This is a genomic window from Paenarthrobacter sp. Y-19, from assembly GCF_029223985.1.
In the GTDB taxonomy this organism is placed as follows: Bacteria; Actinomycetota; Actinomycetes; order Actinomycetales; family Micrococcaceae; genus Arthrobacter; species Arthrobacter nicotinovorans.
This window is the reverse complement of sequence record NZ_CP119414.1, coordinates 2,292,742-2,318,000: the sequence shown is the minus strand read 5'-3', so window position 1 is coordinate 2,318,000 and position 25,259 is coordinate 2,292,742. Positions and strand designations below refer to the sequence as shown.

Sequence of the window (25,259 nt, the reverse complement as noted above, 5' to 3'; positions counted from 1 at the left end):
ACAGTATGTATTCAGGCAGTCATCATGTCTATTGTGCGTCATGTTGTATGATTCGGTCATGCCCAGGCTTTGGAACGAGACGATAGAAACGCACCGGGATGCGGTGCGCCAAGCAGTTCTTGATGCCGCCGCTAACCTTGTGGCTGGTCACGGGATTGCTGGCGTGACCATGTCGGCGATCGCGCAGGGCGCCGGCATTGGACGTGCGACACTGTACAAGTACTTCCCGGATGTCGAATCCATCCTGCTGGCGTGGCACGAGCGCCAGGTCCAGGCCCACCTCAGCGAGCTGCTCAAGATTAGAGAGCAGACGGTGGGAGCCCGCGAGCAGCTTGGAGCCGTTTTACACGCCTACGCGTTCATGTCACACGCCGGCCACGTCGATGCCGAGGTGGCGCGGCTTCACCACAGCAGGCACGCCGGGCAGGCCCAGCAGCACCTCCTGGATTTCCTTGCAGAGCTTATCCACGAGGGCTCGGCGGCCGGCGTCTTCCGTGCGGATGTTGCCGCCGATGAGCTGGCGGCCTTCTGCTTCCATGCCCTCGGAGCCGCGGCCGGGCTTACATCACCTGAGGCCGTGCTCAGACTGGTCACAGTTACGTTGAACGCACTGGAGCAGCCCGCCTAACCTCTGGAAGCGCGTTTGAGGCGCGTCGCTGACGATCGGCCATAGGGCTCTTCGTCACGCCCCTCTTGAACGAAAATAGCAGTGTCCACCGTATGCCACTCTCTTCTGTACAACATTAAAAGCAGTGGTTAGTAATCAAGGAAAACATGACAAATCGGGATGAAAGTCTCCAGTACCAACCGCAAACGTCTCCCGGTCCTCGCCCGGAGGCGCGCATGCCGCTATCTGCCCGGCGCCTGGTCCTGATCGCAGGGGCATGTATTCTTGTCGGGATCTTGGCGGGCCGTTTCCTGTTTGCAGGGCTGATTCTGGCCGCAGCAGGACTGACTGTACTGGCGGTTGCCCTTTCCTATGGATCCGGCAGTCGCTGGTTCTCCCCTGTATCTTGGGTTGTTTGCGTCGCAGGTGGTTTCTGGACTGCAGCCACCGCAGGGTACTGGTTGTCCGTGAGTACAGCAGCGGACGCCTCAGCGAAGGTTCCTGCCATTGCGTCTCTGCTCTTCTACGGTGGGGTGGCCTGCTTCGTCATCATGGCGGGAGGAGTATTGACCGCAATTGTTTTGCGAACAGTACAGGCACGAAAGCTCCCAGCCGCGAGATAGGATCGTTGCCGGTGGAGGGGCTGCCGACCTCAATCCGGAACAGCCAAGACGACAAGGCTGAATGTGTCAAGTATTTCTGGCCCCGGCATGACGGCTCTAGTTGGCCCCACCCGGATGTCACATGCGGTCGAGCGCCTTCGTCCATGGCAATCTTCCGATAACAGCAGGCTTTTGCGCTATCATCGCCATATGTCGATAATAGGACTGTTGGAATCTGCTGATCAGTGCGGGCGACTCGACCCGGCCGCGGCCCTTTTTCATTCCCTAAGCGACCCGACCCGGCTGGCCATTGTGAAGCGGATGGCCGGCGGTGAGGTGCGCGTCGGTGATCTGACCGGCGAGCTGGGCTTGGCGCAGTCCACTGTCTCGGCGCATGTAGCGTGTCTGCGCGAGTGCGGCCTGGTGGAAGGAAGGGTTCAGGGCCGCAGCGTTTACTACTCCCTGTCGCGTCCGGAACTGATGGACATGCTTGCCCAGGCCGAAGTCCTGCTGGCGGCTACGGGCAATGCGGTCAGCCTTTGCCCGAACTACGGTATCGGCAGCACCGGGACCGCATTGACGAAGCAGGATGCGCGATGAGTGATGCCTGCGGTTGCGGCGACGACAAACCCGAAACCGGCGGATCCGAAGAAGCAGAGGAAGCCGTTGGTTTCTGGCAGGTCAGCGAGGTCCGCGCGGCTGCATTTGCCGGGCTGCTGCTCCTGGCGGGGTGGATCGTGTCCCTGTACGGTGCGCCGCAGTGGTTGACGCTTCCCCTGGAAATTATTGCGCTGCTGGTGGCTGCGTGGACGTTCGTTCCTTCGACCGTCCGACGCCTGTTGAAGGGCAAAATCGGGGTCGGGACGCTGATGACGATCGCCGCCGCCGGCGCGGTCGCCCTCGGGCAGTACGAGGAGGCGGCCATGCTGGCCTTCCTCTACGCCATCTCCGAAGGTCTTGAGGAGTACTCACTGGCGAAAACCCGCCGTGGCCTGCGCGCCCTGCTGGACCTGGTCCCGGCCGAGGCGACCGTCCTGCGCGGCGGCACCGAGGTCACGGTTGACCCGGCAGAACTCATCTCCGGGGACCGGATGGTTGTCCGGCCCGGGGAGCGTCTGGCTACCGACGGCAGGATCATCACCGGGCGCACGTCCTTGGATACCTCGGCGCTGACCGGGGAGTCCGTGCCGGTCGAGGCAGGCCCGGGAACAGAGGTTTACGCCGGGTCCATTAACGGCACCGGCCCGCTCGAGGTCGAAGTCACCAGCACCGCGGAGAACAACTCGCTGGCCAGGATCGTGCACATCGTGGAGGCCGAGCAGTCCCGCAAGGGCCCGGGTCAGCGCCTGGCCGACTCCATCGCCAAAAAGCTCGTCCCCGGCATCCTGATCGCTGCCGTGCTGATCATCGTCTTCGGTTTCATCGTCGGGGAACCGCTGTTGTGGTTCGAACGCGCTCTCGTCGTCCTGGTCGCGGCCTCGCCCTGCGCACTGGCGATCTCCGTACCCGTCACGGTCGTCGCTTCCGTGGGCGCGGCCAGCCGCATCGGCGTGCTCATCAAGGGCGGTGGCGCCCTGGAAACTCTCGGCAAAATCCGCACCATTGCGCTGGACAAGACCGGAACGCTCACCCGCAACAAGCCCGCCGTGATCGATGTCGCGGCGACCGGGACCGCCACCCGGGAACAGGTTCTGGCCCTTGCAGCCGGCCTTGAGGCCCGCAGCGAACATCCGCTCGCCCGCGCCATCCTCGCAGCCGCAACGGACCGTGCGGCCGTCACCGATGTTGACACCGTCCCCGGTGCCGGTTTGGAAGGCAGGCTGGATGGCCGGACCGTCCGCCTCGGCCGCCCGGGCTGGATCAACGCCGGCCCGCTGGCCGCAGAGGTCGAGAGGATGCAGCACGCCGGCGCAACGGCTGTCCTGATCGAGGACGACGGCCAGGTCATCGGAGCCGTCGCGGTCCGCGACGAGCTGCGGCCCGAAGCCCGCGAAGTCATCGCCCGGCTGAGCGCCTCCGGCTACACCACGGCCATGCTCACCGGAGACAACCTCATCACCGCCACGGCACTGGCCAAGGACGCGGGCATCACAGAGATCCATGCCGACCTCCGCCCTGAAGACAAAGCGGAGATCATCCGCACGCTGAAAAGCCGTGCGCCTACCGCGATGGTCGGCGATGGCGTCAACGACGCCCCGGCACTTGCCACGGCGGACACCGGCATCGCGATGGGGGCCATGGGCACCGACGTCGCGATCGAAACCGCCGACATCGCCCTGATGGGCGAGGACCTGAACCACCTGCCTCAGGTCCTGGACCACGCCCGGCGGACCCGACGCATTATGCTCCAGAACGTAGGGTTGTCCCTGCTGCTGATCGCAATACTGATCCCGCTGGCACTGTTCGGCATGCTCGGCCTGGCCGCCGTCGTCCTCATCCACGAGCTGGCCGAAATCGTCGTGATCGCCAACGGCGTGAGGGCAGGACGAATCAGCCGCAACACCACGCTCCGGTCCGCTCAGCCCGTTCCGGCCCTGCAACCGGCAGCGTGAGCGCCTCCGCCGCAGCCCGTCCGGGCCTACCTGCCCGGACGGCACGACGATTCAGGACGGTGCTGCTGCTCTGGGCCGCCATACTGGCAGCCGCAGACCTGACCGTTAAGGCCCTGGCCGAAGCTCAACTTTCCACCGGCACGACGACCGATCTGGGTCCGATCAACGTCCGACTGCTCTACAACCGTGGTGTCGCTTTCAGCTTCGGCGCGGACCTGGCACCCTGGATCGTCATAGCCGCGACCGGGCTAATTATTGTGATCCTGACCTGGTACACCGTCTCCACCGCCCCGTCCGTGACAGGCCTCTCCCGAGCGGGAGCGGCCCTGCTGCTCGGTGGCGCCGCCGGGAACTTCATCGACAGGCTCGACGGGCAGGGCGTCGTGGACTACCTGCACAGCGGCTGGTTCCCTACTTTCAATCTGGCAGACGTGTTCGTCACCACCGGAGTAGCGCTTCTGGTCCTCGGCGCCATGGTCTCTCCGCGGACCGGGGCCTAAGTAGGAACCCCACGGCACACCGAATTGGCGCTTGAAGGCCTTCCGGGGGACGAAAATTCGGCTAACCGAAAAAGATGCAAACGCATGCATCGATGGCAGTTATATGTAAGACTTGTCTTATCGAAGGGGAGTAGTTCCCACCGTCCGCATATCGCGGACGCAGCGGCGCATCGACATACTGGCATCCTCCAACAGGACGCCCGGTGCGCCACCCGGCCCAGTAGGTGCCGGGCGAGCGAGACCTTCGGTCAGACACCACTCTGACCGGGGAACCCTTAAATTCAAGCGGGTCCGGGCCAGGGTATTGCCTTTGAGGATGACCATGACCCACCTGCCAAAGTCAGACGCCACCCCCGCTTCCCGGAGTGCGAGCCCCGCGGACCTTCGCCGCTGGCGCCAGTACCTGGCCGACGAACGGGCCGAAGCGGCCGTTTACCGGGACCTTGCAGGCCGCCGGACCGGGGAGGAACGCGAGATCCTCCTGGCCCTGGCCGAGGCCGAAACCCGGCACGAACAGCACTGGCTGGACAAGCTCGGCGATAAAGCAGGCAAGCCGCGCCGCGGAAGCCTCCGGACCCGGTTCGTCGGCTTTCTTGCCCGCCACTTCGGTTCCGTTTTCGTCCTCGCCCTGGCCCAGCGCGCCGAAGCGCGTTCCCCCTACGCGGGCGATGCCCACGCCACCGCCACCATGGCTGCCGACGAGCAGATCCATGAGGAAATCGTCCGTGCCCTCGCCACCAGGGGAAGAAACAGGCTCTCGGGCAGCTTCCGTGCGGCCGTCTTCGGCGCCAACGACGGACTTGTCAGCAACCTTTCCCTGGTGATGGGTATCAGTGCCAGCGGCGCCTCCAACGCGGTGGTCCTGCTCAGCGGGGTGGCCGGTCTTCTCGCCGGCGCACTGTCCATGGGGGCCGGGGAATACGTCTCCGTCCGCTCCCAGCGCGAACTGCTCGAAGCATCAACACCGAACGAGGACGCACACGCCCGGCTTCCGCACCTGAACGGCGACGCCAACGAACTGGCGCTCCTGTACCGTGCCCGGGGTATGGCAGAAGACGAAGCGAATGCAAAAGCCGTTGAGACGCTGCAAAGTCCGCACGAGAAACCGATCGTGACATCCCCGGAGCACGATAAGCATGAAGCCGTCGGCACCGGTCTGGGCGCGGCCACCTCGAGCTTTCTGTTCTTCGCCTCCGGCGCCATCCTGCCCGTGCTCCCGTACCTCTTCGGGCTGGAAGGCATCACCGCGCTGGTCGTCGCCGGCATCATCGTCGGCCTTGCCCTGCTGACCACAGGCGCCATCGTTGCCCTGCTCTCCGGCGGGGCTCCGTTGAAGATGGCACTACGCCAGTTGACCATCGGCTACGGCGCAGCAACCGTGACGTACCTGCTGGGAATGCTGTTCGGAACCAGCACAGCGTAGGCGGGACGACAGAACCCGGTCCGCCCTCGGACGGGCCGGACCCTCAGCCCGCGTCCACACAGATGGCCGGCACGGTGATGGTCACCGTCGGGCTGGTGCCTGGATTATCGGGCCCGCATTGCAGTCCGATCGATTCCGGCCGCCGCGGGATGCCCAAAAACGTACGGCATGATGAGGATCATGACGATTGCAAAATCTGTGCTGCTGTTCATCCTGGCCGCCGTCGCCGAGATAGGCGGCGCGTGGATGGTGTGGCAGGCAGTTCGGGAGGGCCGCGCCTGGTGGTGGGCCGGGATCGGGATCATCGCCCTGGGCCTCTACGGTTTCGTTGCCACCTTGCAGCCCGACGCTCACTTTGGACGTATCCTTGCCGCCTACGGTGGCGTGTTTGTGGCGGGGTCGCTGGCGTGGGGAATGGTCTTCGACGGGTTCCGTCCCGACCGCTGGGACGTCATCGGATCCGTGATCTGCATTGCGGGGGTGGCCGTGATCATGTTTGCTCCCCGCACACCTGTTTCCTAGGACGCGATCAGGGGGTTGCATCGGCGGGCACCGGGTGTTGCCGTAGGAGCAGAAGACGCAGCATTCGCCGGGCTTCGACTTGCTGGTGAGCCCGCACGCGGGACAGCGGTGGAAATACGTGCACGCGTCCGTCGGCATGTCCCGGGTCTCCTGGTTGCGGCATTCCGGGCAGGGCAAGGTACTGCTGGTCTGGATTGCGCTCATGCCGCGGCCTCATCGGCGGTGTGCTTGAAGGCGTGGCGTGCCTCGCGGACGGCGTAATAGATGATAATGGCCCCGGCGAGAGGGTCGGCCCACCACCACCCGAACAGCGCGTTCAGGACCACCCCGGCCAGCACCGCGCCGGCCAGTACGCATCGACCAGGGTCACTTTCCCTTCGGCGCGCAGCACCGGATTTCCCAGGGCGTACCCGGTGCGGATCTTGCCCAGGGCCAAGGCCAGCCTGACCACGAAGGTCAGGGCCGTCCACACGATCCGCAATCCGGAGGTGGCGGGCCGAAGACCGGCGGCCATGACGATGACCAGGTGGATAGACAGGTAGGCGGCGAGCACCGCGAAGGCCACCCCGATCAGCCGCATCGCCCGGTTCTCCCGATCCTTGTGGACGCCCTTGAGCTGCCAGACCACGGCCAGGGAGGCGAAGACCTCGGTCAGGGAATCCAGACCGAACCCGGCCAGGGCCGGGGACCCTGCGCCGAGTGCGGCGGCGGCCAGGACGCCCAGGTCGATGACATTCAGCACAGGGTTGCGTATTCAAGGCGCAGCCCGCGGCGCAGCAGCAGACCGCGGTCGTTGAGTGTGGTGGTGCCGTCGGCACTGCTCAGGAGTTGTTCCTTGTCCTAGTGGGGCAGGTGTTCCTGGTCGCGGTGGGCGGCCGGTTCGAGCTGGAACGTGGAGTGTTCGACGGAGACGTCGAAATGTTCGGCCACACACTGCTGCAGCTCCGCCAGGATCTCGGAGGCGTGACCGTCGGTCAGACACTCATCTTCCAGGGTCACATGCCCGGTGATGATCGGGGTGCCGGAGCCGACGAGTGAGGCGTGCAGGTCGTGGACATCGATGACGTGCGGCAGGGCCAGAATGTGCTTCCGGACCTGATTCAGGTCCAGACCCTTCGGTGTGCTTTCCAGCAGGACATGGACAGTCTCCATGAGCAGCCGCAGGGTGCGGGGAATGATGAGCGCCCCGATCAGCAGGGATACGACCGCGTCCGCGCGCGTCCATCCGGTCAGGGCGATGACGACGGCGGCGACGATGACGGCGACGGAGCCCAGCGCGTCGTTGAGGACTTCCAGGAACGCGGCTCTCATGTTGAAGTTGTGTTTTCGGCCGCCCGCCAGGACCAGCAGGCCTACGGCGTTGCCGGCCAGGCCGATGATGCCGAACCAGAGCATCAGCGAGGATCCGACCTCGGGCGGGTCCAGCAGGCGGCGAATGCCCTCGTATATCACGAACGCGCCAACGATAAGCAGCAGTCCGGCCTGCAGGGCCGCGGCGAGGATTTCGGCGCGTTTGAATCCCCACGTCCGCTTCATGGTCGCGGGACGCAAGGCCAGGGAGGAGGCGATGAGTGCGATGAGCAGGCCGGCCGAGTCGGTGAACATGTGGCCGGCGTCGGCCAGCAGGGCCAGGCTGCCGGAAAGGACCGTCCCGATGATCTCCGCGGCCATTACCAGGACCGTGATGGCGAGGACAAGGATCAGCCGGGTGCGGTTGGCCGCCGGATCCACTGCGTGGTTGTGGTCGTGTCCGCTCATGGGTTCAGTCTCCAGATAGGCAAATTCTTGGGCTGGTCGTCGCATCTGCCGGGTCCGCTGCACGCCGACGGTTGCTCAGCCGTCACGGGCTTGCCGGTGCCAGCTTCCTCGCCGTTTGTTCTGCATTCGACGGTGACCGCACTCATACGGCACAGTCCTCGATCGGGCAGGTGCAGATCCGCTCGACCGTGAGGATGACCTGAAGCAGATCACCGAGCGCGTGGGCGAGCCTGGCGTCGGAGAGTTCATACCGCACCCGGCGCCCCACGGGTTCGGCGACGACAAGGCCGCAGTCACGCAGACAGGCCAGGTGGTTGGACAGGATCTGCCGGCTCACCCCGATGGATTCGGCCAGGTCTGCGGGGAACGCAGGGCCGTCCTTGAGCCGGAGCAGAATTGAGGACCTGGTCGGGTCAGCCAGCGCCTTGCCGAACCGGGCTAGAACATCTGTCGTAGAAAGAGTCTGCATACTCTCATGGTACAGATATTCATGTACTAACGAGGGTTTGGGCTGATCCCTGCCAGGGCACCATTAAGCCACTACGCAGAAGGCGCGGCCAACGCTGAACGGCACCCCCGCAGTGCAGAGGACTTCTGACATTCCGTGCAAACGACTTCTGATCTCAGCTGGAGCTGCTGCACACGCACTGTAGGTTGGTCCCCGCTTCCCCGAACGCACTGTCAGGGGTTCTCTGTAAACGGGGCTTGTCGATGAACGTTCAGGGCCCGGTCTTTGGCTTGTCCGGACGTTTCGGCTTGGCGCGCCCTTCCCGCGTGGCGGTACAGATCCTGGGCCCATTCAAATTCGGCAGCGGCGGCGGCGTACAGTCCTTCGTCGAAAAGGCGCCTGCCGATCTGATGGCGTACGAGAGCTTCCCGGGTTCGGGTACGGGCTAAACAGAGGGCCTCTTCCTGGAGTCTTGCAGCCTCGCTCCATCGGTAGGTCCTTTGGTAAGCGTGGGCCAGGACAAGCAAGGCCTTGAATGGATCCTCCGAGCTTTCCACGAGCGCATGGCCTTCCGTGATCGCCTCATCGCTGTGGCCCAAGAGGGTGAGTACCCATACTCGTTCCACGGCTGTGCAGTCTGCGAGCCGGGCCTCCATGGCGGCACGGTCTAGAACCACATCCAGCATCGTCGCTGCATCCGTACACCACATGTTCTTCTGAATTTCCATGCACTATCCGCTCATTCGTGCTGTCCGAAAGCGACTTCTTTCGTTAAGATTCCCTGACCATCCGGGTCACCCAAGGCCTCTCCTCCCCGGACCGGGCCCATCGTCACGGACAGTCCACTTGATTTCCCGTGTGCCCTCATTCAGCCTGTGCGCTGAGGATCAGGGTCTTGAGGATGCCCTGGTCTGCCAGGCCAAGGATCCTGCTGGCGACCCGCCCTTGCCTGTCCAGGACGAGGGTCGTGGGTACGGCCTGCGGCGGAACGTATTGCGCCATTGCCAGCAGGATCCCGCCGTTCTTATCCTCCATGCTCGGATAGGTGATGCCGAACGACCGTTCAAAGGCGGTGGCGGTTTGTTCCTCGTCTCTGATGTTGACGCCGTAGAACCGGACTCCGTCCCGTTGAAACTGCTCCCAGAGGGCCTCCAGGCGCGGGGCTTCGAGCCGGCAGGGCGCACAGGCGGCGTACCAGAAATTAAGTACGACGACTTGGCCTGCCCAGTCCGCTGAGCTGACGGCAGTCCCGTCGTAGAGCTTGCCGGTCAATACCACCGGCGGGGTCCGCTGCGAGGGGGCATATTCGGTGACGGAACCGTCCCCGGCGATGTAGTTCTTGTTATCACCCGCCTTCGCTTGTTGGGCAAGGGCGTCATTGGAACCGCATCCTGCGAGGACTGTGATGCTCGCTGCCCCCAATAGGGCAGCGGAAATCAGCCTTCGCCGTGAAAGGATAGGGGCTTTTCCCTGATCAGACCGAGGGGGGAGAGGGGGTGTGAAATCGTGCACGATCATCCCTTGCTGTTCTGGGTGAGGGCCCGGTCGACATTCATCCACGAGCCGTCCGGGCGCCTTTTATTAGGGCTGCAAATCTTGGGAGTGGTCCTTCGAGCAAGGGCTTGCCCGGTATGAGTGTTGGCGCCGGCCGGTATGCAGGGAGCGTCGATGCTCTGGCGCCTTCCGGGAAAAAGGCATGCTGCCTCCGGCATCACGACGGCCCCTGGGGTACGTTCGGCCCGTTCAAATGTTCGCGGTTGAGCGCCTCGAGCTGCTCCTCGGTGAGGCTGTCGTAGGAGCTCGCTTCATTCCGGTCACTGCGGGCGAAGCGGACGAACATGAGGATGATGAGTGGCACGTCGACTATTTCCGCCAGGAACCACAGTAGGTCACCAGCAAGCTGTTGGTCCCGGAGCGGTCCCGGGAGCCAGCCTGGATGGCCCGTGAGGGGCACGGTGGCGCCGTCTAGGATCTGCGGGCTGATCCGCATCATGATCCCGGGCACGGCGTCCGCGACCAGTTCGATGAATACGTAGATGAATTCGACGATGATCAGTGCGCTGACGGTCTTCGACGAGGCATCTTCGATGATGGGCACGACCATCAGCATCCCGGTCAGCGGCACGAGAACGGTGAGGGCCATGTCCCAGAACGGGTCGGTCCGCAGGGGGTGGAACAGGGGCGTCAGGAAAAGGGTGAAGATTCCCAGGCCCAGCAGCGCGGCGACGACGGTGTTGCTCAGCGCCCGCATTACAGGGTGTGCCAGAAATCGGTCCAGCCTTGCCGTACCGGCGGGTCCGAGGGTTGCCCTGGCCAGGGTGAGGGGTTTGCCTGCAGTAAGGAGCAGCGGGACGATGAACAGGTATGAGGTGATCTTCAGGGTGAAGACCCACCGTAAATCGTGGCTGTACACCCCGGTAAATCCGAAGCTCAGCACGGCGAAACTGCCCAGGCCCAGGGCGTAGAACGTCGCGGTGCGCCGCCACGGCCACCGGATCCGCCGTTGCCGGGCGGCCCGGAGGCCCCGGGCGTAGAGCAGCACGGCCGTGGTCAGGAGCGCCAGGGCCGGCCAGTTCAGGGTCCAGGAGGTCAGGACAATATCAAGGGGCGGCATGCTCAGCGTTTCTTCGTCTCGGTGCGGCCAGCAATGACAGCGCCGAAGAGCAGCAGCAGGCCACCGGTGGGGTAGCCGATGAAGATGTCCTCGGTAATGCTGGGCCCCTGCCCTGTGGCGGCCAGGTGGGCGATCCAGTGGCTGATGGCGACGAGGGCACCGGCGGCCATGAGCACCTGTCCGATGCGGACGAGCCGCCGGTGCCGGCGGTGGCGTGATTCGGCGTCGGTCTCTTGTTTTGGCTTGCGGTAGTTTTTCATCGTGTTCCTTGACGAAGCCGGTCAGCCGTTGGTTCCGCCGGTGCAGGCGGCGCCGGGTTCGGGTGCGTTGGGTGATTGTGCGTAGGCACGGATGAACGCGGGAATGCGCGTGTCGTCGGCGTTCTGGGCCGTCAGCTGGGTTCCCCAGGCCGTGGCGGCAACGGGGGCGCTCTGTTCCTTGTCAGGGCTCAGGAGCACATAGGGCTTGTCCTTGGCCAAAGCTGTGAGCGTTGCGATGTCGGCGGCGGGCAGGTCCGGCCTGTAGCTCAGCCATACGGCGCCGTGTTCCAGGGAATGAACGGCGCGTTGTTCGTTTATCGGGTCCGTGTAAACCCCGCAGTTCGTCCACACCGGGGCGTGGTCCCCTCCCACGCCGGGTTCCTGCGCATAGTTCACAGCTGTCTGGACGTGGTTGCGGGAGAGATCAGCGAAAGTCTGGACACCTTCGATGGGTTTCCGTGCTTCTGCCGCCGCTTGGTTGCGTTCCTGGACGGAGCCCACCACCGTGATGGCTACAACGGTGATGATGGCCGTCAGGATGAGGCCAAAGCTTCCATAGACCAGAAGGTTCCATTTGCGTTGTTTTGCTTTCTGCGTGGCCCGGATCGAGGCAACTATCGCCTGGTGTTCACTGCGTCGCTTATCCGCGTTGCTCATAGCGGTGTTCCTTTGCTTTGAATGTCAGGAGTGTGCCGGGTCGTGCTGCCGTGGACCTGCCCGACGGCCGAGCGTGGCCGGCGCCTGCGGATCTGGAACAGAACCAGCCCTGCGATGAACAGCAGCGCCGCTACCCAGGTGTTGACCCGCAGCCCCAGGATGGTGTTGGCGTAGTCGGAGCGGATCAGCTCGAACACGAACCGGCCGGCGGTATAGAGCGTTATGTACAACGCGAACACTGATCCCGCGCCGAGTGAAAACTTACGGTCCAGGAACATGAGCAGGGCCGCGGCCGCCAGACACCAGAGCGATTCGTAAAGAAAGGTCGGCTGGAAGTAGCCGATGATGTCGGGGGTACCGTCAGGTGCCGTCAGGGCCTGGCCCGTGGCTTGGTTCATGGCATGGATCTGGAGTTTCCAGGGCAGGTCCGTGGGCCCCCCGTAGAGCTCGTTGTTGAACCAGTTGCCCCAGCGTCCCAGCCCCTGCGCTATGAGCAGGCCTGGGGCGGCGGCGTCCACGAATGCGGTGAAGGGGACCCCTGCGCGCCGGGCGCCGATGAGTGCGCCGACGAGCCCGAGGGCGACGGCTCCCCAGATCCCCAGACCTCCTTCCCAGATCCGGAGCGCACCCCACGGGTCCTTTCCCGGAGCAAAGTAGAGCTGGTTGTCCGTGATGACGTGGTATAGCCTTCCTCCGACAATGCCGAAGGGTACTGCCCATGCCACGATGTCCAGTGTCTGGGACGTGGTGCCACCCCGGGCCCGGAGCCGGCGGGCGGTGAGCCAGACGCCGACCACGATGCCTGCCAGGATGGCGAGGGCATAGAAGCGTATGGTCAGCGGCCCGAGCTGGAAGGCGCTGACTGTAGGGGAGGGAAAGAACAGTTCTGTCGCGGCAGCGGCGTTCATGGTCAGGTCCCTTATTTGGTGTAGGAGAAGACGGCCATCATGCCTCGTTCGGCATGGTAAGCGTTGTGGCAGTGGGTGAGCCACTGGCCCGGGTTGTCGGCGTCGAAGATCACCGTCACGGTCTGTTTGGGCCGGACAATGACCGTGTCTTTGCGCGCGCCCCCGCCGGACACTTGGAAAGTGTGTCCGTGCAGGTGCAGGGGGTGCCACATGGCGGTGTCATTGATGAAGTTCACTTCGACGCGTTCGCCGGCCTTGATGTCGAAGGCGTTCTCGAGCGGCTTGGTCATGTCGAAGCGGTTGCCGTTGATGCCCCAGTCGTATTTCGCCATGGTGCCGGTGAGGTGAACGTCGTGGGTCCGGTCGGGGGCTTTGTCCGCCAGGGTGACCGTGGGGTCGGCCTTCAGTTGGCCGCCGTCGACGACGGTGCCTTCGAGCTTGTTCGGCAGTGTTGCCGGAAGCGGCTGTTTGCCTGTGCCGGTGCTGATGAACCCGAGTGCCTGGCCGGTTTTACCCTCGGCCAGCGCCATCACGGGCGTGAAGCCTTCCCTGACGGTGAGGAGGGCGTCGATGCGTTCGCCCATGCCGAGCACGACGGCGTCAACGTCCTGGTGCTGGACCGGGAACCCGTCCGTATGGGTGAGGGTGAGCTTTTGGCGGGGGATCCCGACGCGGTAGGCAGTGTCCCCCGCGGCGTTGATGATCCTTAACCGGATGACTTGCCCCGTCGTGGCGGTCAGGATCTCTGCCTGGTCCGGGGCTTTGGAGTTGAAGAGGTGGAACGGGTAGCTGACGTCGCCGGCGTCGCCGCCGAGGAAGTCGCTGCGGGAGCCCATCAACATGTGTTTCATGCCTGATGATCCTCCGGAGGGGGCGGGCGTGGATCCCATGGATCCATGGTCCATGCCGGGCATGGAGCCGGACATGGGCATGCCGCCGGAGAGTTCTTTCACGACGTCGTCCGGGGTGCCGGTGATGCCGTCCATCCAGTCGTCGAGGACGATGACCCAGTCCCGGTCGTACACGAGTTTTTCGGCTGGATCCTCGATGATGAGTGCTCCGTAGAGGGCGCGTTCGCGCTGCATTTCGACATGGGAGTGGTACCAGTAGGTGCCGGGGTGGGCGAGCCGGAAGTCGTAGGCGAATTCGGTTCCTGCGGCCACGGGGTCCTGGGTGAGGCCTGGGACGCCGTCCTGATCATTGCGCAGGGCAAGCCCGTGCCAGTGGATGGAGGTCTCCTCCTGCAGGGCATTGTTCAGGTTCACGGTGAGCCGGTCCCCGGCCTTGGCACGGATGGTGGGAGCTGCCAGGCCTGTGTTGTAGCCCCAGGTGCTGACGGTTTTGCCGGCCACCGCTGCAGTGAAAGCAGCGGCGTTGAGGGGCTGGTTCACGGTGTTCCCAGAGGAGGGGCGCCGGGATTCATAGTCCGTGACTACAGGGTCGGTGGGCAGAACGCGTTCTGCCGTTGTTCTCGGTTCGGGGTTCCGGGTGCAGGCCGCCAGTGCCGCGGCCGAGGCGGTTGCCACAGACAAGGCTAGGAAGCGGCGACGGTTGAGGTTGGTGTACATAACTGTTCCTTCAGTAGGCGGACTTTGCAGCATCCGCCGGATGTCAAATGGGGGTGAGGAAGGTTCCGGAGAGGTTCTGCAGCTGATAGATGAACTGGACCCAGACTCCGGTAACCATGAGGATGCCCAGGACGATAAGCATGGAGGCGCCGGCAATGTTGACGGCACGGATGTGCTTGCGGACGAAGGTCAGAGCGTTGCTGACCCACCCCAGTCCCAGGGCTGTGAGGGCAAAGGGAATGCCGAGCCCCAGGCAGTACGCGAACGCCAGCAGCGCCCCGCGTCCGGCGCTGCCTGTTGTGACGCTCAGCGACAGTACAGCACTCAAGGTGGGACCCATGCAGGGTGTCCAGCCGAGCCCGAAGACCACTCCGAGCAGCGGGGCCCCGGCCAGGCCGGTCCGTCGGCCGAGGCTGATTTTGCGGGTCTGTTGCAGCCACGGCATCAGCCCCAGGAGCGCCAGCCCCATGAGGATTACCACAACGCCCATGCCGCGCATGAGTGCGTCCTGCCACCGCAGGAGCCAGGAACCGATCGCACCGAATGCTGCCCCGTACAGGGTGAAGACTGCCGCGAATCCGAGCACGAACAGCCCCACGCCCGCCAGGACACGGCGCCGGTTCTTCGGCTGTGTCGGATCTGTCAGGCCGGAGACGAAACCGAGATAGCCGGGCACCAGGGGCAGGATGCAGGGGGACAGGAACGATACCAGGCCCGCACTCATTGCCAGCGGGATGGCAATCAGCAGCGCACCGGAGGTAACGGTGGAGGCAAAGAACCCGCCGATGTCCATCGGCTCAGGCGGCGTCAGCGGGACGGAAGGTGGCCCCGCCGTCGGTAGAGACGACCAACCCGGCAGTGGTGGCGGCCCAGATCCACGGACTGCCTTCGGATCCCTCGGAGGCGGCCACGGCCTGGACACTGCCGTCAATCTTTCCGGTGCTCTTCCAGCTGAGGCCCCCATCCGTGGAGATATAGACGGTGCCGTCGGGGGCGACACCCGTTGCTTCGGCGGTGCTGGCGAAAGCGGCGAACTGAATCACCGGCGCCGCCGGGACCAGGGTCCACGTGGTCCCGGCATCCGCCGACCGTTGGACGCCCTCGGGGGTTGTTGCGAGCACGGTGTCGCTGTACGGGTTCCCGGCCAGGACGGCCGGGGTGAAGCCGGCAGCGGCGGGCTTCCACGTCGTGCCGTCCGTGCTGGTCCGCATTGTTCCGTCAAAGCCGACGATTCCGGACTTGGTTGTCGTGAGCGCATGGAAGTCCGATTCCCGTTGCCGGGAGACCTGTTCCCAGGTCTTTCCCCCGTCCGTGCTCTTGATCAGACCTAGCGGATTGGGCATTGTCGAGTCTTTGCCGGGATGGCCGGAGGCGTAAAACACGCCCTGGTCCATGGCGGCCGTGAAACCCATCAGATCGTTTGTGGGTCCAATTTTGACACTCGTGTTTTTTGAGATGTCGAAGAGCCCCTCGTGGGTCGCCAGCAGTATCTGTCCGGTTTCGGAGTTCACGCTTAAACCGTGGACGTGGGAGCTGGGCAGGCCTGAGGCGGCGGGAGCGGGTGTGGCGCCCGGAGCGGCGGTTGCGCCCGGGGTGCATGCGGACAGCGTAAACAGCAGGGCGCTGGCCGCTGCGAGGGCAGCAACAGGCCGGTGACGGGGTGAAGAATGCAGGGGCACGGGAAACTCCAGGGGTGGGCCGGATGAACCGGGAAGAATGAAGGGGAGGTGCCGGCCCCCCGGGGGGGTGGGGAAGGGGCCGGCACCGGACTTATGCTGGCTACAGGGTGGCCAGCAGGTCTTTCATTTCCTGGATCTCGGCGTCCTGGGAGCTGACGATGTCCTCGCTGAGCTGGACCGCGTCCGCGTTCTTGCCGTTGGTGGTTTCAGTCTTGGCCATCATGACCGCGCCTTCGTGGTGGGCGATCATCTGGGTCAGGAACAGTTTGGCGGCTTCGGCGCTCTGGGCGGCCTCGAGTTTGGCCATGTCATCCTCGCCCATCATCCCCTCCATGCTGTGCGCAGAAGACATCTCGGTGGGCATCATCGTGGGCTGGCCCCAGCTTTGAAGCCAGCTGGTCATCTTTTCGATCTCCGGGCCTTGGGCTGCCTTGATCTTGGTGGCCAGGTCCGTCACAGCGGGGGGAAGGCCCGCTTTTTTGAGCATGATGTCGCTCATCGTTACTGCCTGGACATGGTGCGGCATCATCATCTGTGCGAACATCGTGTCCGCGTCATTGAACTCAGCCATAGCTGCTGCTGAAGTTGCCGGGGCGGAGTCCGATGACATCCCGGAGCTGCCGTGGTTCATGCCGGACATGCTGCCGGTCCCGGAACTGCCGGAGCCCGACCCGGCCGAGCAACCGGCAAGAGCGAGGGCTGCGGCGAGGGCGGCAGCAGAAATTGTCAGGGTCTTTTTCATGAAAATCAGGTCCTCAAAAGTATCAGCGGCGTCTGGGCGCCCTTGGTGATGGCATGCAGCGGCAAACCCGCGCCGGGCTCGGCTGTTTCATGCAGGTCATTGGCTGGACGGTGCGCCGGTGGAGAGCTCGGCGCAGAGGAGTGGTTTACGTCCGGCTGATACAGAGGTCACCGGGGGAGGGGCTGCCCGGTGAGTAGGAGTAGGTGCTGCTGAGAGCAGCGGCGGCACCAATAGCAGGCAGCTCATAGGGGGCTGTTCCCGGCATCGGGGCTGAGAGGGTGGTGTTTCCCGGGGCCAGGACGCAGGCACCGTCGCCGGCCGACATTTCCGGGCACGAACCTGCCGGGGCGCAGGTAGAAGAAGAGCCACCGGTGACCGCAGTCTCAATGGCGGCCGCGCCGGTGGTCGTCCCCGTTACATGCGAGTGGCCGGCCGGCATGGCCTGCAGCTGCAGCGTGGAGGGGCCTGCCGCTGTCATGCCAGGGCCTGGTGCCATGTGGTGGGCACCGGTCATGACGTGCATGCCGAAAATGCCGGCAATGATGGCCAGGGCCGCGGTCAGGAATCCTGCCCGCAGGAGGAAGGCGGTGAAGCGACCATAGGGTGTCGTAGTCACAACTTCCTCCTTTCCGTGCAGGTTCGATGTCATAAGGGTACCGGCAAGGGGGTGTTGTCCCTTCCGGTTACCGCCTTTTCAACGCGTCTGGATGGGATTTGGTTTCACTGTTTCCACCGGCTAGTGATGAACGGGGCGATCCGCGACGCCTGTTCAGGAGCGGATTCCGGCCGCCCGTGTGCCAGCGGGACCGGTGGCCCGTCCATTGCCCTCCTCCCGGGGTGCACAACGCCCCCGGGAGGAGGTCCGCAGTGGAAGTGTGGAAGTGCGGATGTTAGGTGCTGGCAAGGGTGTAGCCAGCGGAGGTGACAGCCTCCCGCACGGCTGCCTCATCGGCCCTGCCTCCCACCAGCAGGCGGGAGCGGCCGCCGGGGACGAGATCAACGGAGGCCGATTCCACACCATCAAGGGCAGCGACGGCCTTCTCAACAGTCTGCACGCAATGCCCGCAGGTCAGACCATCCAAAGCGAATTCAACGGCGCCGGTGCCTGCGGCTGTGGTGGGCTCAGAGGAGGCTTCGGTCGAGCAGCAGCTGCACCCCGATGCGGAGGAGGCCAGCGGCAGCTGGGTACGGTTTTCGGTTCCACACATGTCAGTTTCCATTCCTTGACGAAGGAGTAATGGGCGCTGGGGTTGAACGGCTGTGAGAGGCGGTGCGGTGCACTGCCGGGACATACCACTTCACTGACAACACCCATAGCTTACCCCTGGGGGGTATCTCCAACAAATGGGACACGTGTGACGTCGGACTCGCCGTTATTCAAATGTGACAAATGCTGCTTGTGTGAACTACGGTCTAAGCCGTGCCGGTTTCGCCGAATGCGGCACTCCCGAGTCGATTGCCTAACTCTGCCGCTGCCCGGGATCCGTTCGCAACTTTCGTCCGGCAGAGACGGGGAACCCAACAACGGCCTGCTTAAAAGCGGGTCTTGGGGTGAAGCCGTGTCTGGTGCGTTTTGCGTACCGGCCCGGCCGGGTGTCTCCCATCCGAATCCGACAGCTAACCTCGCAGGCAGTGGGAGAGGCCCTTTCATGCCCATTCGCAAAGCTCACGGCCGCCGCCGTGCGGTCCCTGTCCAGACCAGCGCCCTCGCGGTACTGTCCAAATCCGTCGCTGCAAACGCCGGCGGTGTGGGCCGCCAGGCCGCTGTCATCGCGGCAGCGTCCGGCCTTGTCCTGACCAGCGGTATCGCCGCGCAGGCAGCCGCGGCCCCGACTCAGCGCGATGCGGAGCCGACCTCGAACCTGGAACTCACCAGCCAGGTACAGACTCCCCTCAGCGCGGACGCCACAGTCCAAATCTCCTTCGAGCGTCCTGCCGTGGAGACCACGCCTGCGCCCGTCGTAGCAGTAGCCAAGCCAGTCGTCGCTGAGGCGCCTGCAGCCCCTGCCGTCACCGCGCCGGCTGCACCTGCTAAGGCTAAGGCGCAGATCACCGTCACGCCTGCAGCGGCTCCTGTTGGGGCGCCGGCCGCCGGCGGCGTCAACGCCATCATGGTTTCCTCCGCCTATGCCCAGATCGGCATGATCCAGGACTGCACACGGCTGGTGGAAAACGCACTCAACGCTGCAGGGATCCCGGTCGGAGACCTCGGCCCGATGCAGTTCATGAACTACGGCACCGTTGTTGCCGATCCCCAGCCCGGCGACATGGTGATGCAACCCGGGCACGTGGGAATTTATGTTGGCAACGGCCAGGTCCTCAGCTCCGGCCTGAACGGCAAGAACGAAACCGCCGTCCACCCGCTGACCTGGATGACCTCCAAGGGCGCCGTCACCTTCGTCCGGGCCGGCAAGTAAAGCGCTGAGGGGCCTGTGAGTCACTGCCTTGGGGGCGGTGACTCACAGGCCTTCAGCATCCCTTGCTGACACCGGGGACTACACCTTGTGAGGCCGCCCGAAACGGCGCAGCCGCAGTGAGTTGCAGACCACCAGAACTGAACTGGCTGCCATCGCGGCCCCCGCAATCATCGGGTTGAGCAGCCCCAGGGCGGCGACCGGGATGCCGACGGCATTGTAGAAAAATGCCCAAAACAGGTTGGTCTTGATCGTCCCCAAGGTTCGACGGGACAGTTTGATGGCCTGCGCGACCTGGCCCAGGTCACTTCCCATGACCGTAAGATCCGCGGCAGCGATGGCGACATCCGTCCCGCTGCCCATGGCAATGCCAAGGTCGGCCTGGGCCAGCGCCGCCGCATCATTCACCCCGTCCCCGGCCATGGCAACAGTGGCCCCGCTGGCCTGCAGCCCGCGGATAGCCTCAACCTTGCCTTCGGGAAGCACGCCGGCGAGCACGTCTTCTGCGGGGATGCCCACTTGCGCTGCCACTGCCGAGGCAGCCGAGGCGTTGTCGCCGGTCAGCAGTATCGGCCTAAGTCCCAGCTCCTTGAGTTGCGCGATCGCGGCGGCAGAGCCGGGCTTGAGGGTGTCCTTCAGCGCAATGAGGCCTGTTGGCTCCCCGTCTACGCCGACCCAGATGACAGTCGCTCCGGACTGCTCCTGGGCGGACAGAGCTTCGTAGTGGTCCGGCGCCGGGTTAATACCGTTCTCCACCAGCCAGGCCGCCCGGCCGGCAACGACCGACCGGCCGTTGACGGTTCCTCGGACGCCCCCGCCGGGTGCACTGTAAAACCCTGCGACAGGCAGCAGAGGCGCCTTCTCAGTCGCTGCGCGTGCGATGGCATGAGCAATGGGGTGTTCGCTGGCAACCTCGACTGCTCCGGCCAAGGAAAGGATCTCTTCTTCGGTGGCCGAAGTAAAGGAGTGCACTCCGGAAACGGAGAGCTGGCCTGTGGTTACGGTGCCGGTCTTATCCAGCACGATGGTGTCTACGGTCCGAGTGTCTTCCAGGACCTGTGGGCCCTTAATGAGTATGCCCAACTGAGCGCCACGGCCGGTCCCCGTGAGCAATGCGGTCGGCGTGGCCAGCCCTAACGCGCAGGGGCACGCAATCACCAGAACCGCCACCGCAGCAGTAAAGGAGTGCTGCAGATCAGTAGTGGAAAAGAACCATGCGCCGAAGGTCACTGCGGCGAGAACCAGCACGACGGGGACAAAAACAGAGCTGATCCGGTCCGCCAGCCGGGCAATCGGGGCCTTTCCGCTCTGGGCCTGGCTTACCAGCCGCCCCATCTGCGCGAGAGTCGTTTCACTGCCCACCCGGGTTGCCTTGACCAGCAACCGCCCGTTGGCATTGATCGTTGCGCCGATCACGGTGTCATCAACACCTACATCGACCGGCAATGATTCTCCGGTGATCAGGGATGTATCCACCACACTTTGGCCTTCGACAACGAAACCATCGGTGGGTATTTTCTCGCCGGGGCGGACGACGAACACGTCACCGGGCTCGAGACGGTCCGCCGGAATCCGGGACTCGACGCCGTCCCGGAGGACCGTAGCCTCCTTCGCCCCGAGGTCCAGCAAGGCATGAAGTGCGCTTCCTGCCCGCGACTTCGCGTTTGCTTCCAAAAAGCGGCCGAGCAGCAGGAAAGTGGTCACGACGGCCGCGACTTCGAAGTACAGGGCATGGGCATCCATCGCCATTCCCGTGTGCGCGGTCAGGTTTGGGTCAGCGAACAGCTGCCATGCAGAGAATAGAAAAGCAGCACTGACCCCGATGGAAACCAGCGTATCCATCGTTGACGCAAAGTGGCGCGCGTTGACAGCCGCAGCATGGTGGAACGGCCATGCAGCCCAGCTGACGACGGGAAGGCTCAGTGCGAAGACGGCCCATCCCCAATGCGGAAACTGTACTGCCGGGACCATCGAGATGACGACGACCGGTAATGTGAGGGCCGCAGCGAGCAGCAGCCGCGGAAGCAGCACCGACCCGGCCGACCTGGTTTCCCGGTCTCCTTCGAGCAGTCCCTCCGCCATGGTCGTCCCGGCGTCGGCGTCCTGTACATCCCGGGAGCCTCCTGATGCCTTCAGCGCCGCCGAATAACCGGTTGCCGTTACGGTGTCCAGGATTTGCTGGTCCGTGATGGAGTCCGGGACAGTGACCTGCGCGGACTCCAGCGGAAGGTTCACGCTCGCCTCGACGCCGTCAAGTTTTCCCAGCTTGCGTTCCACCCGGGCAACGCAAGAGGCGCAGGTCATGCCCTGGATGTCCAGTTCAATGACCCGGGTGCCGGTAGCTAGAGTTTCCGTAGCCACGCTCAGACCCTGTCGGGGACGACAGCGTAGCCGGCTTCAGCGATGGCCTCTTGGACTTGCCGTGTGTCCAGCTCCGCTCTCGAAGTGATGACGGCGCGGGAAATGCTGTCTTTGTTCAGGTCGATAGCCACTCCCTCGACACCTTCAAGCTCCTGGAGCTCTTCGGTGACTGAAGCAATGCAATGGTTGCAGTGCATGCCTGAGATGTTGACGTTCGTGGTGACGCTCATGGCAGTCTCCTCTTTTCTAGCGCAGCAGGCGTCCGATGGCCTCTGTCGCTTCTTTCACTTTGGCTTCGCCGGCCGCATCTGATTCGGCGGCGGCATTTACCACGCAGTGGCCTATATGCTCCTCGAGCAGCCCAAGGCTGACCGCGTGCAACGCCTTATTCACTGCTGCGACCTGAGTCAGGATGTCAATACAGTACGAATCCTCATCGACCATACGGGCGATACCGCGCACCTGGCCTTCGATACGCTTCAGCCTGCGCAGGTACGCTTCTTTGCCACCGCTGTATCCGTGGCCGCCGGCCGGCTGGATGGCGTCGATGTTATCCCTTACTACGGCTTCTTCCTGCATATCCCAAATTTATACCCCGGAGGGGTATAAATCAAACGACGTTCGGGGCATCCGTCGCGGGCGCCAGGGACGTGGGCGTAGCCGCGCGGCCTAGATAAGGGGTGCCGCTCAATAAGCATTGGGTTTCCCCCTGCAACTGGTTCAGCCGCCGGTGCAGGCACCCAGACACTGGCCCTTATACCCGCACGGGTATATTGTGGGCAGTATTCGCCCAGCTATGGAGAACGCCGTGCAACTTGATTCAACTAAACTCGCACCCGTTATCAACCGCCTCAAGCGAGCCCATGGGCAACTCGCCGCCGTCACCCGGATGCTGGAAGATGGCCGCGATTGCAAAGACGTCGTCACCCAGCTCGCAGCGGTTTCGAAGGCCTTGGACCGGGCAGGGTTCGCCATTATCGCCACTGGTCTGGAGCAGTGCATCACCCGGGAAGATGCCAGCATGGACAAGAAAGACCTGGAAAAACTCTTCCTGTCTCTCGCCTGAGCCGCGACGACCGAAAATCCAACCCATGGAGGGAGCCGGCGCGGGCCGCTCCGGTTGTGGACTGGGCCCCGGAGTCCCAGGGGCGCATTATTCGCCATCGCTGCACCGAAGGACACGAACTGCCGCGGCTCCCGGGGCCGACCGCCGGTACCGAAGCCGATGCCATAGGAACGGAGAAGGAAAATGATGGGCGGATATGGTTCGATGATGGGCTTGACGTGGCTGTTCTGGGCGCTTCTGATTCTCGGTATCGTGCTGCTGGCGGTCCTTGCCGTACGGTTTTTCTCCGGCGGTATGAACCATGGTGGAACCGGGCGCGGGCAGGGCCCCGGCGCGGACGGTCCCGCTTCGGGCGCCGGTGCCGCCCGGCGGATCCTGGATGAACGGTACGCCAGGGGAGAATTGAGCACGGAAGAATACCGTGAGCGGCTCAAGGTCCTAGGGGACGATACCTGATGCAGCCTTTGAGCCGTCGTACTGCCCTGCTCCTGGGCGGTGCAGGGGCGGTGGCCACCGTGACCGGCGCGGCCGGCCTGCTGTGGGGCCAGGGCACGGGCGCCGGATTTCAGGCCACCGGTGGGCAGGAACTCAGTGAGCCGCAGGCCCTGCACAGTGCCGATGGTCGCCTTCAGGTGAAATTGTCAGCAGCCCGGGGCCGGGTGCGTGTGGCCGGCAGGGACGCCGACGTTTTCTCCTATAACGGGTCCCTGCCCGGCCCCACCCTGTTCCTGCGGCCCGGGGACCGGTTGAACGTGGCCCTGGAGAACCGGCTGACGGGCCCGACCAACCTGCACGTCCATGGCCTGCACGTCTCCCCGGAGGGCAACGGCGACAATCCGCTGGTCGCGGTGGACCCGGGAACGTCTTTTGATTATGAGTACCGTCTGCCAGCACACCATCCGCCGGGAGTGTACTGGTACCACCCACACCGCCACGGCAGCGTGGCCGACCAGATCTTCGGCGGCCTGTACGGGGCGATCATCGTCCGGGACCCCCAGCCCATACCGGTCAGCAGGGAACGTGTACTGGTTATCTCTGACATTTCCCTCACCGGCGACGGTTCCATCGCCGCCGTCTCGGCGATGGAGAAAATGATGGGCCGGGAAGGGAACCTGATCCTGGTCAACGGGCAGCCGAACCCGGCACTGGCCGCCAGGCCCGGAGATCGCGAACGGTGGAGGATCATCAATGCCTGCACCGCCCGCTACCTGAAACTGCGCCTGGACGGCCAATCCCTGCAGTTGCTGGGCCTGGATTCGGGCCGCTACCAGGAACCCCGGAACGTCGAGGAAGTGCTGCTGGCCCCCGGCAACCGGGCGGACCTGCTGGTCACCGCCGCGAAGGGTGCGGCCGCACTGCGCACCCTGCCCGCGGACAGGGGCAGCATGGGATTCATGATGGGCGGCAGCAACGGAGGCGGACCATCCCTGCCCGGTCCGGACGGGACGGTGCTGGCCACCTTTACTGTCAACGGCGCACCGACTGCCACATTGGGGCCGGTTCCCGCCCAGCCGGCACCGCGGGACCTCCGCGCCGTGCCGGTGACCGCGCACCGGGAACTGGTCTTCGCCATGGGCATGGGTATGGGCGGCGGGACGGGGTCGGGGATGATGAGCTTCAGCATCAACGGCAGGCCGTTCGACCCCGCCCGGGTCGACACCACCGTCCCCGCGGGCGCCGTCGAGGAATGGACCCTTCGGAACACGAGCCCGATGGACCACCCGATGCATCTGCACGTGTGGCCAATGCAGATCATTGACCAGGCCGGCCAGCCCGTGGAAACTCCCATATGGCAGGACGTGGTCAACATCCCGGCCCGCAGCAGCGTCCGGGTCCGGATCGCTTTCGATGACTTCACCGGCAAAACCGTCTATCACTGCCACATCCTGGACCACGAGGACAGCGGCATGATGGGCCTGATCGAAGCCCGGTAGCACAGTCACCCCGAAGCCCTTTGCACGCCTGAGAAAACCGATGAAGGAGCACAACCATGAGCTACGCACACACCATCACCGTCGGCCTGCCCTACCCCGAAGCGGTAACCCGGACCCGTGAAGCCCTTGCCGGGCAGGGCTTCGGCGTGTTGTCCGAAATCGATGTCCGCGCCACCTTCGAGGCCAAGCTCGGGTCCGACGCCGGGCAGACCCTGGGCGACTACCTCATCCTGGGCGTCTGCAACCCGGCCCTGGCGCAGAAAGCCCTCGCCGCGGACCCGGACATGGGATTGCTGCTGCCCTGCAACGTCGTCATGAGGCGCGGTCCGGACACCGGCACTACTATCATCCAGACCATCGACCCGCAGACCATGGTGCAACTCAGCGATGCCCCGGCCGTCGCCGAAGTCGCCTCGGACGCCGACCGCAGGCTCCTCGCAGCCCTGAAGGAACTAGTAAATGCCTGATACGGGCCAACCCGCCGAGGAGAGTGGGACCGTGGTTGGGTCCGCCCGGTCAGCGTGGCCCGGCGGGCATTCTGGCCCTCACTACCGGCCGGCGAGGCGACCCTCGCCGCAGGAAGTCGGAGTATCGCCGAAAGTGGTGCCGGGAACTTTGGCCCTTGCGGTGCCAATCGCACGGGG

Annotated in this window: 30 protein-coding genes, 1 pseudogene and 1 riboswitch; of the genes and pseudogenes, 11 read left to right on the top strand and 20 right to left on the bottom strand. The window is 64.4% G+C overall.

From position 1 onward, the window contains the following. Window positions 1–40: 40 nt before the first annotated feature. The 6 genes from PYR64_RS10895 (at window position 41) to PYR64_RS10870 (ending at window position 6,206) form a co-directional block, all read left to right on the top strand. Entirely contained in the window at window positions 41–628 is a 588-nt protein-coding gene (locus PYR64_RS10895) for a TetR/AcrR family transcriptional regulator (RefSeq protein WP_345799331.1), read from the top strand. Between the two features lie 791 nt (window positions 629–1,419). Then, complete coding sequence (locus tag PYR64_RS10890; RefSeq protein ID WP_069694938.1) at window positions 1,420–1,809, top strand: metalloregulator ArsR/SmtB family transcription factor; 390 nt, start codon at window positions 1,420–1,422, stop codon at window positions 1,807–1,809. Continuing rightward, on the top strand, window positions 1,806–3,761 hold the full coding sequence (locus PYR64_RS10885; RefSeq protein ID WP_275775150.1) for a cation-translocating P-type ATPase: 1,956 nt from the start codon (window positions 1,806–1,808) through the stop codon (window positions 3,759–3,761). The genes PYR64_RS10890 and PYR64_RS10885 overlap by 4 nt, the downstream gene beginning before the upstream one ends. Then, entirely contained in the window at window positions 3,758–4,261 is a 504-nt protein-coding gene (gene lspA, locus PYR64_RS10880) for a signal peptidase II (RefSeq protein WP_275775148.1), read from the top strand. Before PYR64_RS10885 ends, lspA begins: the two co-directional genes overlap by 4 nt. 316 nt (window positions 4,262–4,577) lie before the next feature. Continuing rightward, complete coding sequence (locus tag PYR64_RS10875; protein WP_206599672.1) at window positions 4,578–5,684, top strand: VIT1/CCC1 transporter family protein; 1,107 nt, start codon at window positions 4,578–4,580, stop codon at window positions 5,682–5,684. 180 nt (window positions 5,685–5,864) lie between these two features. Continuing rightward, window positions 5,865–6,206 carry a YnfA family protein gene (locus tag PYR64_RS10870; RefSeq protein WP_069694934.1) on the top strand — a complete coding sequence of 114 codons (342 nt, stop codon included), beginning with the start codon at window positions 5,865–5,867 and terminating at the stop codon, window positions 6,204–6,206. A 27-nt stretch (window positions 6,207–6,233) separates the two neighbouring features. Here PYR64_RS10870 and PYR64_RS21760 read toward each other — a convergent pair. From PYR64_RS21760 to PYR64_RS10790, 17 genes and pseudogenes are all read right to left on the bottom strand, one after another. Beyond that, a pseudogene (locus PYR64_RS21760) lies at window positions 6,234–6,410 on the bottom strand (GDCCVxC domain-containing (seleno)protein); the annotation flags it as partial. Next, window positions 6,407–6,532 (bottom strand): hypothetical protein, encoded by a 126-nt coding sequence (locus PYR64_RS10865; RefSeq protein WP_275775144.1) that lies wholly within the window; start codon window positions 6,530–6,532, stop codon window positions 6,407–6,409. The pseudogene PYR64_RS21760 and the gene PYR64_RS10865, both read right to left, overlap by 4 nt. Then, a complete protein-coding gene (locus PYR64_RS10860) occupies window positions 6,523–6,948 on the bottom strand; it encodes a hypothetical protein (RefSeq protein WP_275775142.1) in 426 nt (141 codons plus the stop codon). The genes PYR64_RS10865 and PYR64_RS10860 overlap by 10 nt, the downstream gene beginning before the upstream one ends. A 98-nt stretch (window positions 6,949–7,046) precedes the next feature. Further along, window positions 7,047–7,964 (bottom strand): cation diffusion facilitator family transporter, encoded by a 918-nt coding sequence (locus PYR64_RS10855; RefSeq protein WP_069694933.1) that lies wholly within the window; start codon window positions 7,962–7,964, stop codon window positions 7,047–7,049. Window positions 7,965–8,106: 142 nt separating this feature from the next. Then, window positions 8,107–8,433, bottom strand: coding sequence for a metalloregulator ArsR/SmtB family transcription factor (locus PYR64_RS10850; protein WP_069694932.1), 327 nt, complete (start codon window positions 8,431–8,433; stop codon window positions 8,107–8,109). A gap of 212 nt (window positions 8,434–8,645) precedes the next feature. Next, window positions 8,646–9,140 (bottom strand): hypothetical protein, encoded by a 495-nt coding sequence (locus PYR64_RS10845; RefSeq protein WP_275775139.1) that lies wholly within the window; start codon window positions 9,138–9,140, stop codon window positions 8,646–8,648. A 136-nt stretch (window positions 9,141–9,276) separates the two neighbouring features. Next, the gene (locus PYR64_RS10840; RefSeq protein ID WP_275775137.1) at window positions 9,277–9,834 is read right to left on the bottom strand and encodes a TlpA disulfide reductase family protein; all 558 of its coding nucleotides are present in this window, start codon (window positions 9,832–9,834) and stop codon (window positions 9,277–9,279) included. Window positions 9,835–10,123: 289 nt separating this feature from the next. Next, window positions 10,124–11,026: a cytochrome c oxidase assembly protein gene (locus tag PYR64_RS10835; protein WP_275775135.1), complete on the bottom strand. Its 903-nt coding sequence runs from the start codon at window positions 11,024–11,026 to the stop codon at window positions 10,124–10,126. A 2-nt stretch (window positions 11,027–11,028) separates the two neighbouring features. After that, entirely contained in the window at window positions 11,029–11,286 is a 258-nt protein-coding gene (locus PYR64_RS10830) for a hypothetical protein (RefSeq protein ID WP_275775133.1), read from the bottom strand. Window positions 11,287–11,307: 21 nt separating this feature from the next. Further along, window positions 11,308–11,943 (bottom strand): DUF3105 domain-containing protein, encoded by a 636-nt coding sequence (locus PYR64_RS10825; RefSeq protein WP_069694929.1) that lies wholly within the window; start codon window positions 11,941–11,943, stop codon window positions 11,308–11,310. Next, window positions 11,940–12,851, bottom strand: coding sequence for a prolipoprotein diacylglyceryl transferase (gene lgt, locus PYR64_RS10820; RefSeq protein WP_275775131.1), 912 nt, complete (start codon window positions 12,849–12,851; stop codon window positions 11,940–11,942). The genes PYR64_RS10825 and lgt overlap by 4 nt, the downstream gene beginning before the upstream one ends. A gap of 11 nt (window positions 12,852–12,862) precedes the next feature. Next, on the bottom strand, window positions 12,863–14,419 hold the full coding sequence (locus tag PYR64_RS10815; protein WP_069694927.1) for a multicopper oxidase family protein: 1,557 nt from the start codon (window positions 14,417–14,419) through the stop codon (window positions 12,863–12,865). A 43-nt stretch (window positions 14,420–14,462) separates the two neighbouring features. Continuing rightward, window positions 14,463–15,212: a cytochrome c biogenesis protein CcdA gene (locus tag PYR64_RS10810; protein WP_069694926.1), complete on the bottom strand. Its 750-nt coding sequence runs from the start codon at window positions 15,210–15,212 to the stop codon at window positions 14,463–14,465. Between the two features lie 4 nt (window positions 15,213–15,216). After that, window positions 15,217–16,098, bottom strand: coding sequence for a F510_1955 family glycosylhydrolase (locus tag PYR64_RS10805; RefSeq protein WP_083261870.1), 882 nt, complete (start codon window positions 16,096–16,098; stop codon window positions 15,217–15,219). Window positions 16,099–16,198: 100 nt separating this feature from the next. Then, entirely contained in the window at window positions 16,199–16,840 is a 642-nt protein-coding gene (locus tag PYR64_RS10800; RefSeq protein ID WP_069694925.1) for a DUF305 domain-containing protein, read from the bottom strand. A gap of 145 nt (window positions 16,841–16,985) precedes the next feature. Further along, a complete protein-coding gene (locus PYR64_RS10795) occupies window positions 16,986–17,456 on the bottom strand; it encodes a hypothetical protein (protein WP_069695209.1) in 471 nt (156 codons plus the stop codon). A gap of 274 nt (window positions 17,457–17,730) precedes the next feature. Further along, entirely contained in the window at window positions 17,731–18,048 is a 318-nt protein-coding gene (locus PYR64_RS10790) for a heavy-metal-associated domain-containing protein (RefSeq protein ID WP_069694924.1), read from the bottom strand. Window positions 18,049–18,287: 239 nt separating this feature from the next. After that, window positions 18,288–18,486, top strand: a riboswitch (cyclic di-AMP (ydaO/yuaA leader). 3 nt (window positions 18,487–18,489) lie between these two features. On the opposite strand from PYR64_RS10790, the gene PYR64_RS10785 reads away from it, so the two are divergent. Further along, window positions 18,490–19,257, top strand: a complete 768-nt coding sequence (locus PYR64_RS10785) for an NlpC/P60 family protein (protein ID WP_275775123.1) — start codon at window positions 18,490–18,492, stop codon at window positions 19,255–19,257. A gap of 78 nt (window positions 19,258–19,335) precedes the next feature. On the opposite strand, the gene PYR64_RS10780 is transcribed toward PYR64_RS10785, so the two are convergent. From PYR64_RS10780 to PYR64_RS10770, 3 genes are read right to left on the bottom strand one after another with little or no spacing between them, the layout of a single operon-like run. Beyond that, on the bottom strand, window positions 19,336–21,615 hold the full coding sequence (locus PYR64_RS10780) for a heavy metal translocating P-type ATPase (protein ID WP_275775121.1): 2,280 nt from the start codon (window positions 21,613–21,615) through the stop codon (window positions 19,336–19,338). Between the two features lie 2 nt (window positions 21,616–21,617). Next, the gene (locus PYR64_RS10775; RefSeq protein WP_069694921.1) at window positions 21,618–21,845 is read right to left on the bottom strand and encodes a heavy-metal-associated domain-containing protein; all 228 of its coding nucleotides are present in this window, start codon (window positions 21,843–21,845) and stop codon (window positions 21,618–21,620) included. A 16-nt stretch (window positions 21,846–21,861) separates the two neighbouring features. Next, complete coding sequence (locus PYR64_RS10770; protein WP_069694920.1) at window positions 21,862–22,194, bottom strand: metal-sensitive transcriptional regulator; 333 nt, start codon at window positions 22,192–22,194, stop codon at window positions 21,862–21,864. Between the two features lie 229 nt (window positions 22,195–22,423). Between PYR64_RS10770 and PYR64_RS10765 the strand changes: the two genes are divergently transcribed. From PYR64_RS10765 to PYR64_RS10750, 4 genes are all read left to right on the top strand, one after another. Beyond that, window positions 22,424–22,681 carry a metal-sensitive transcriptional regulator gene (locus PYR64_RS10765; RefSeq protein WP_069694919.1) on the top strand — a complete coding sequence of 86 codons (258 nt, stop codon included), beginning with the start codon at window positions 22,424–22,426 and terminating at the stop codon, window positions 22,679–22,681. A gap of 183 nt (window positions 22,682–22,864) precedes the next feature. Then, on the top strand, window positions 22,865–23,137 hold the full coding sequence (locus PYR64_RS10760; RefSeq protein WP_210731157.1) for an SHOCT domain-containing protein: 273 nt from the start codon (window positions 22,865–22,867) through the stop codon (window positions 23,135–23,137). After that, window positions 23,137–24,615, top strand: coding sequence for a multicopper oxidase family protein (locus tag PYR64_RS10755; RefSeq protein WP_069694917.1), 1,479 nt, complete (start codon window positions 23,137–23,139; stop codon window positions 24,613–24,615). The genes PYR64_RS10760 and PYR64_RS10755 overlap by 1 nt, the downstream gene beginning before the upstream one ends. Window positions 24,616–24,671: 56 nt before the next feature. Then, window positions 24,672–25,082, top strand: coding sequence for a DUF302 domain-containing protein (locus PYR64_RS10750; protein ID WP_069694916.1), 411 nt, complete (start codon window positions 24,672–24,674; stop codon window positions 25,080–25,082). Window positions 25,083–25,259: the final 177 nt, after the last annotated feature.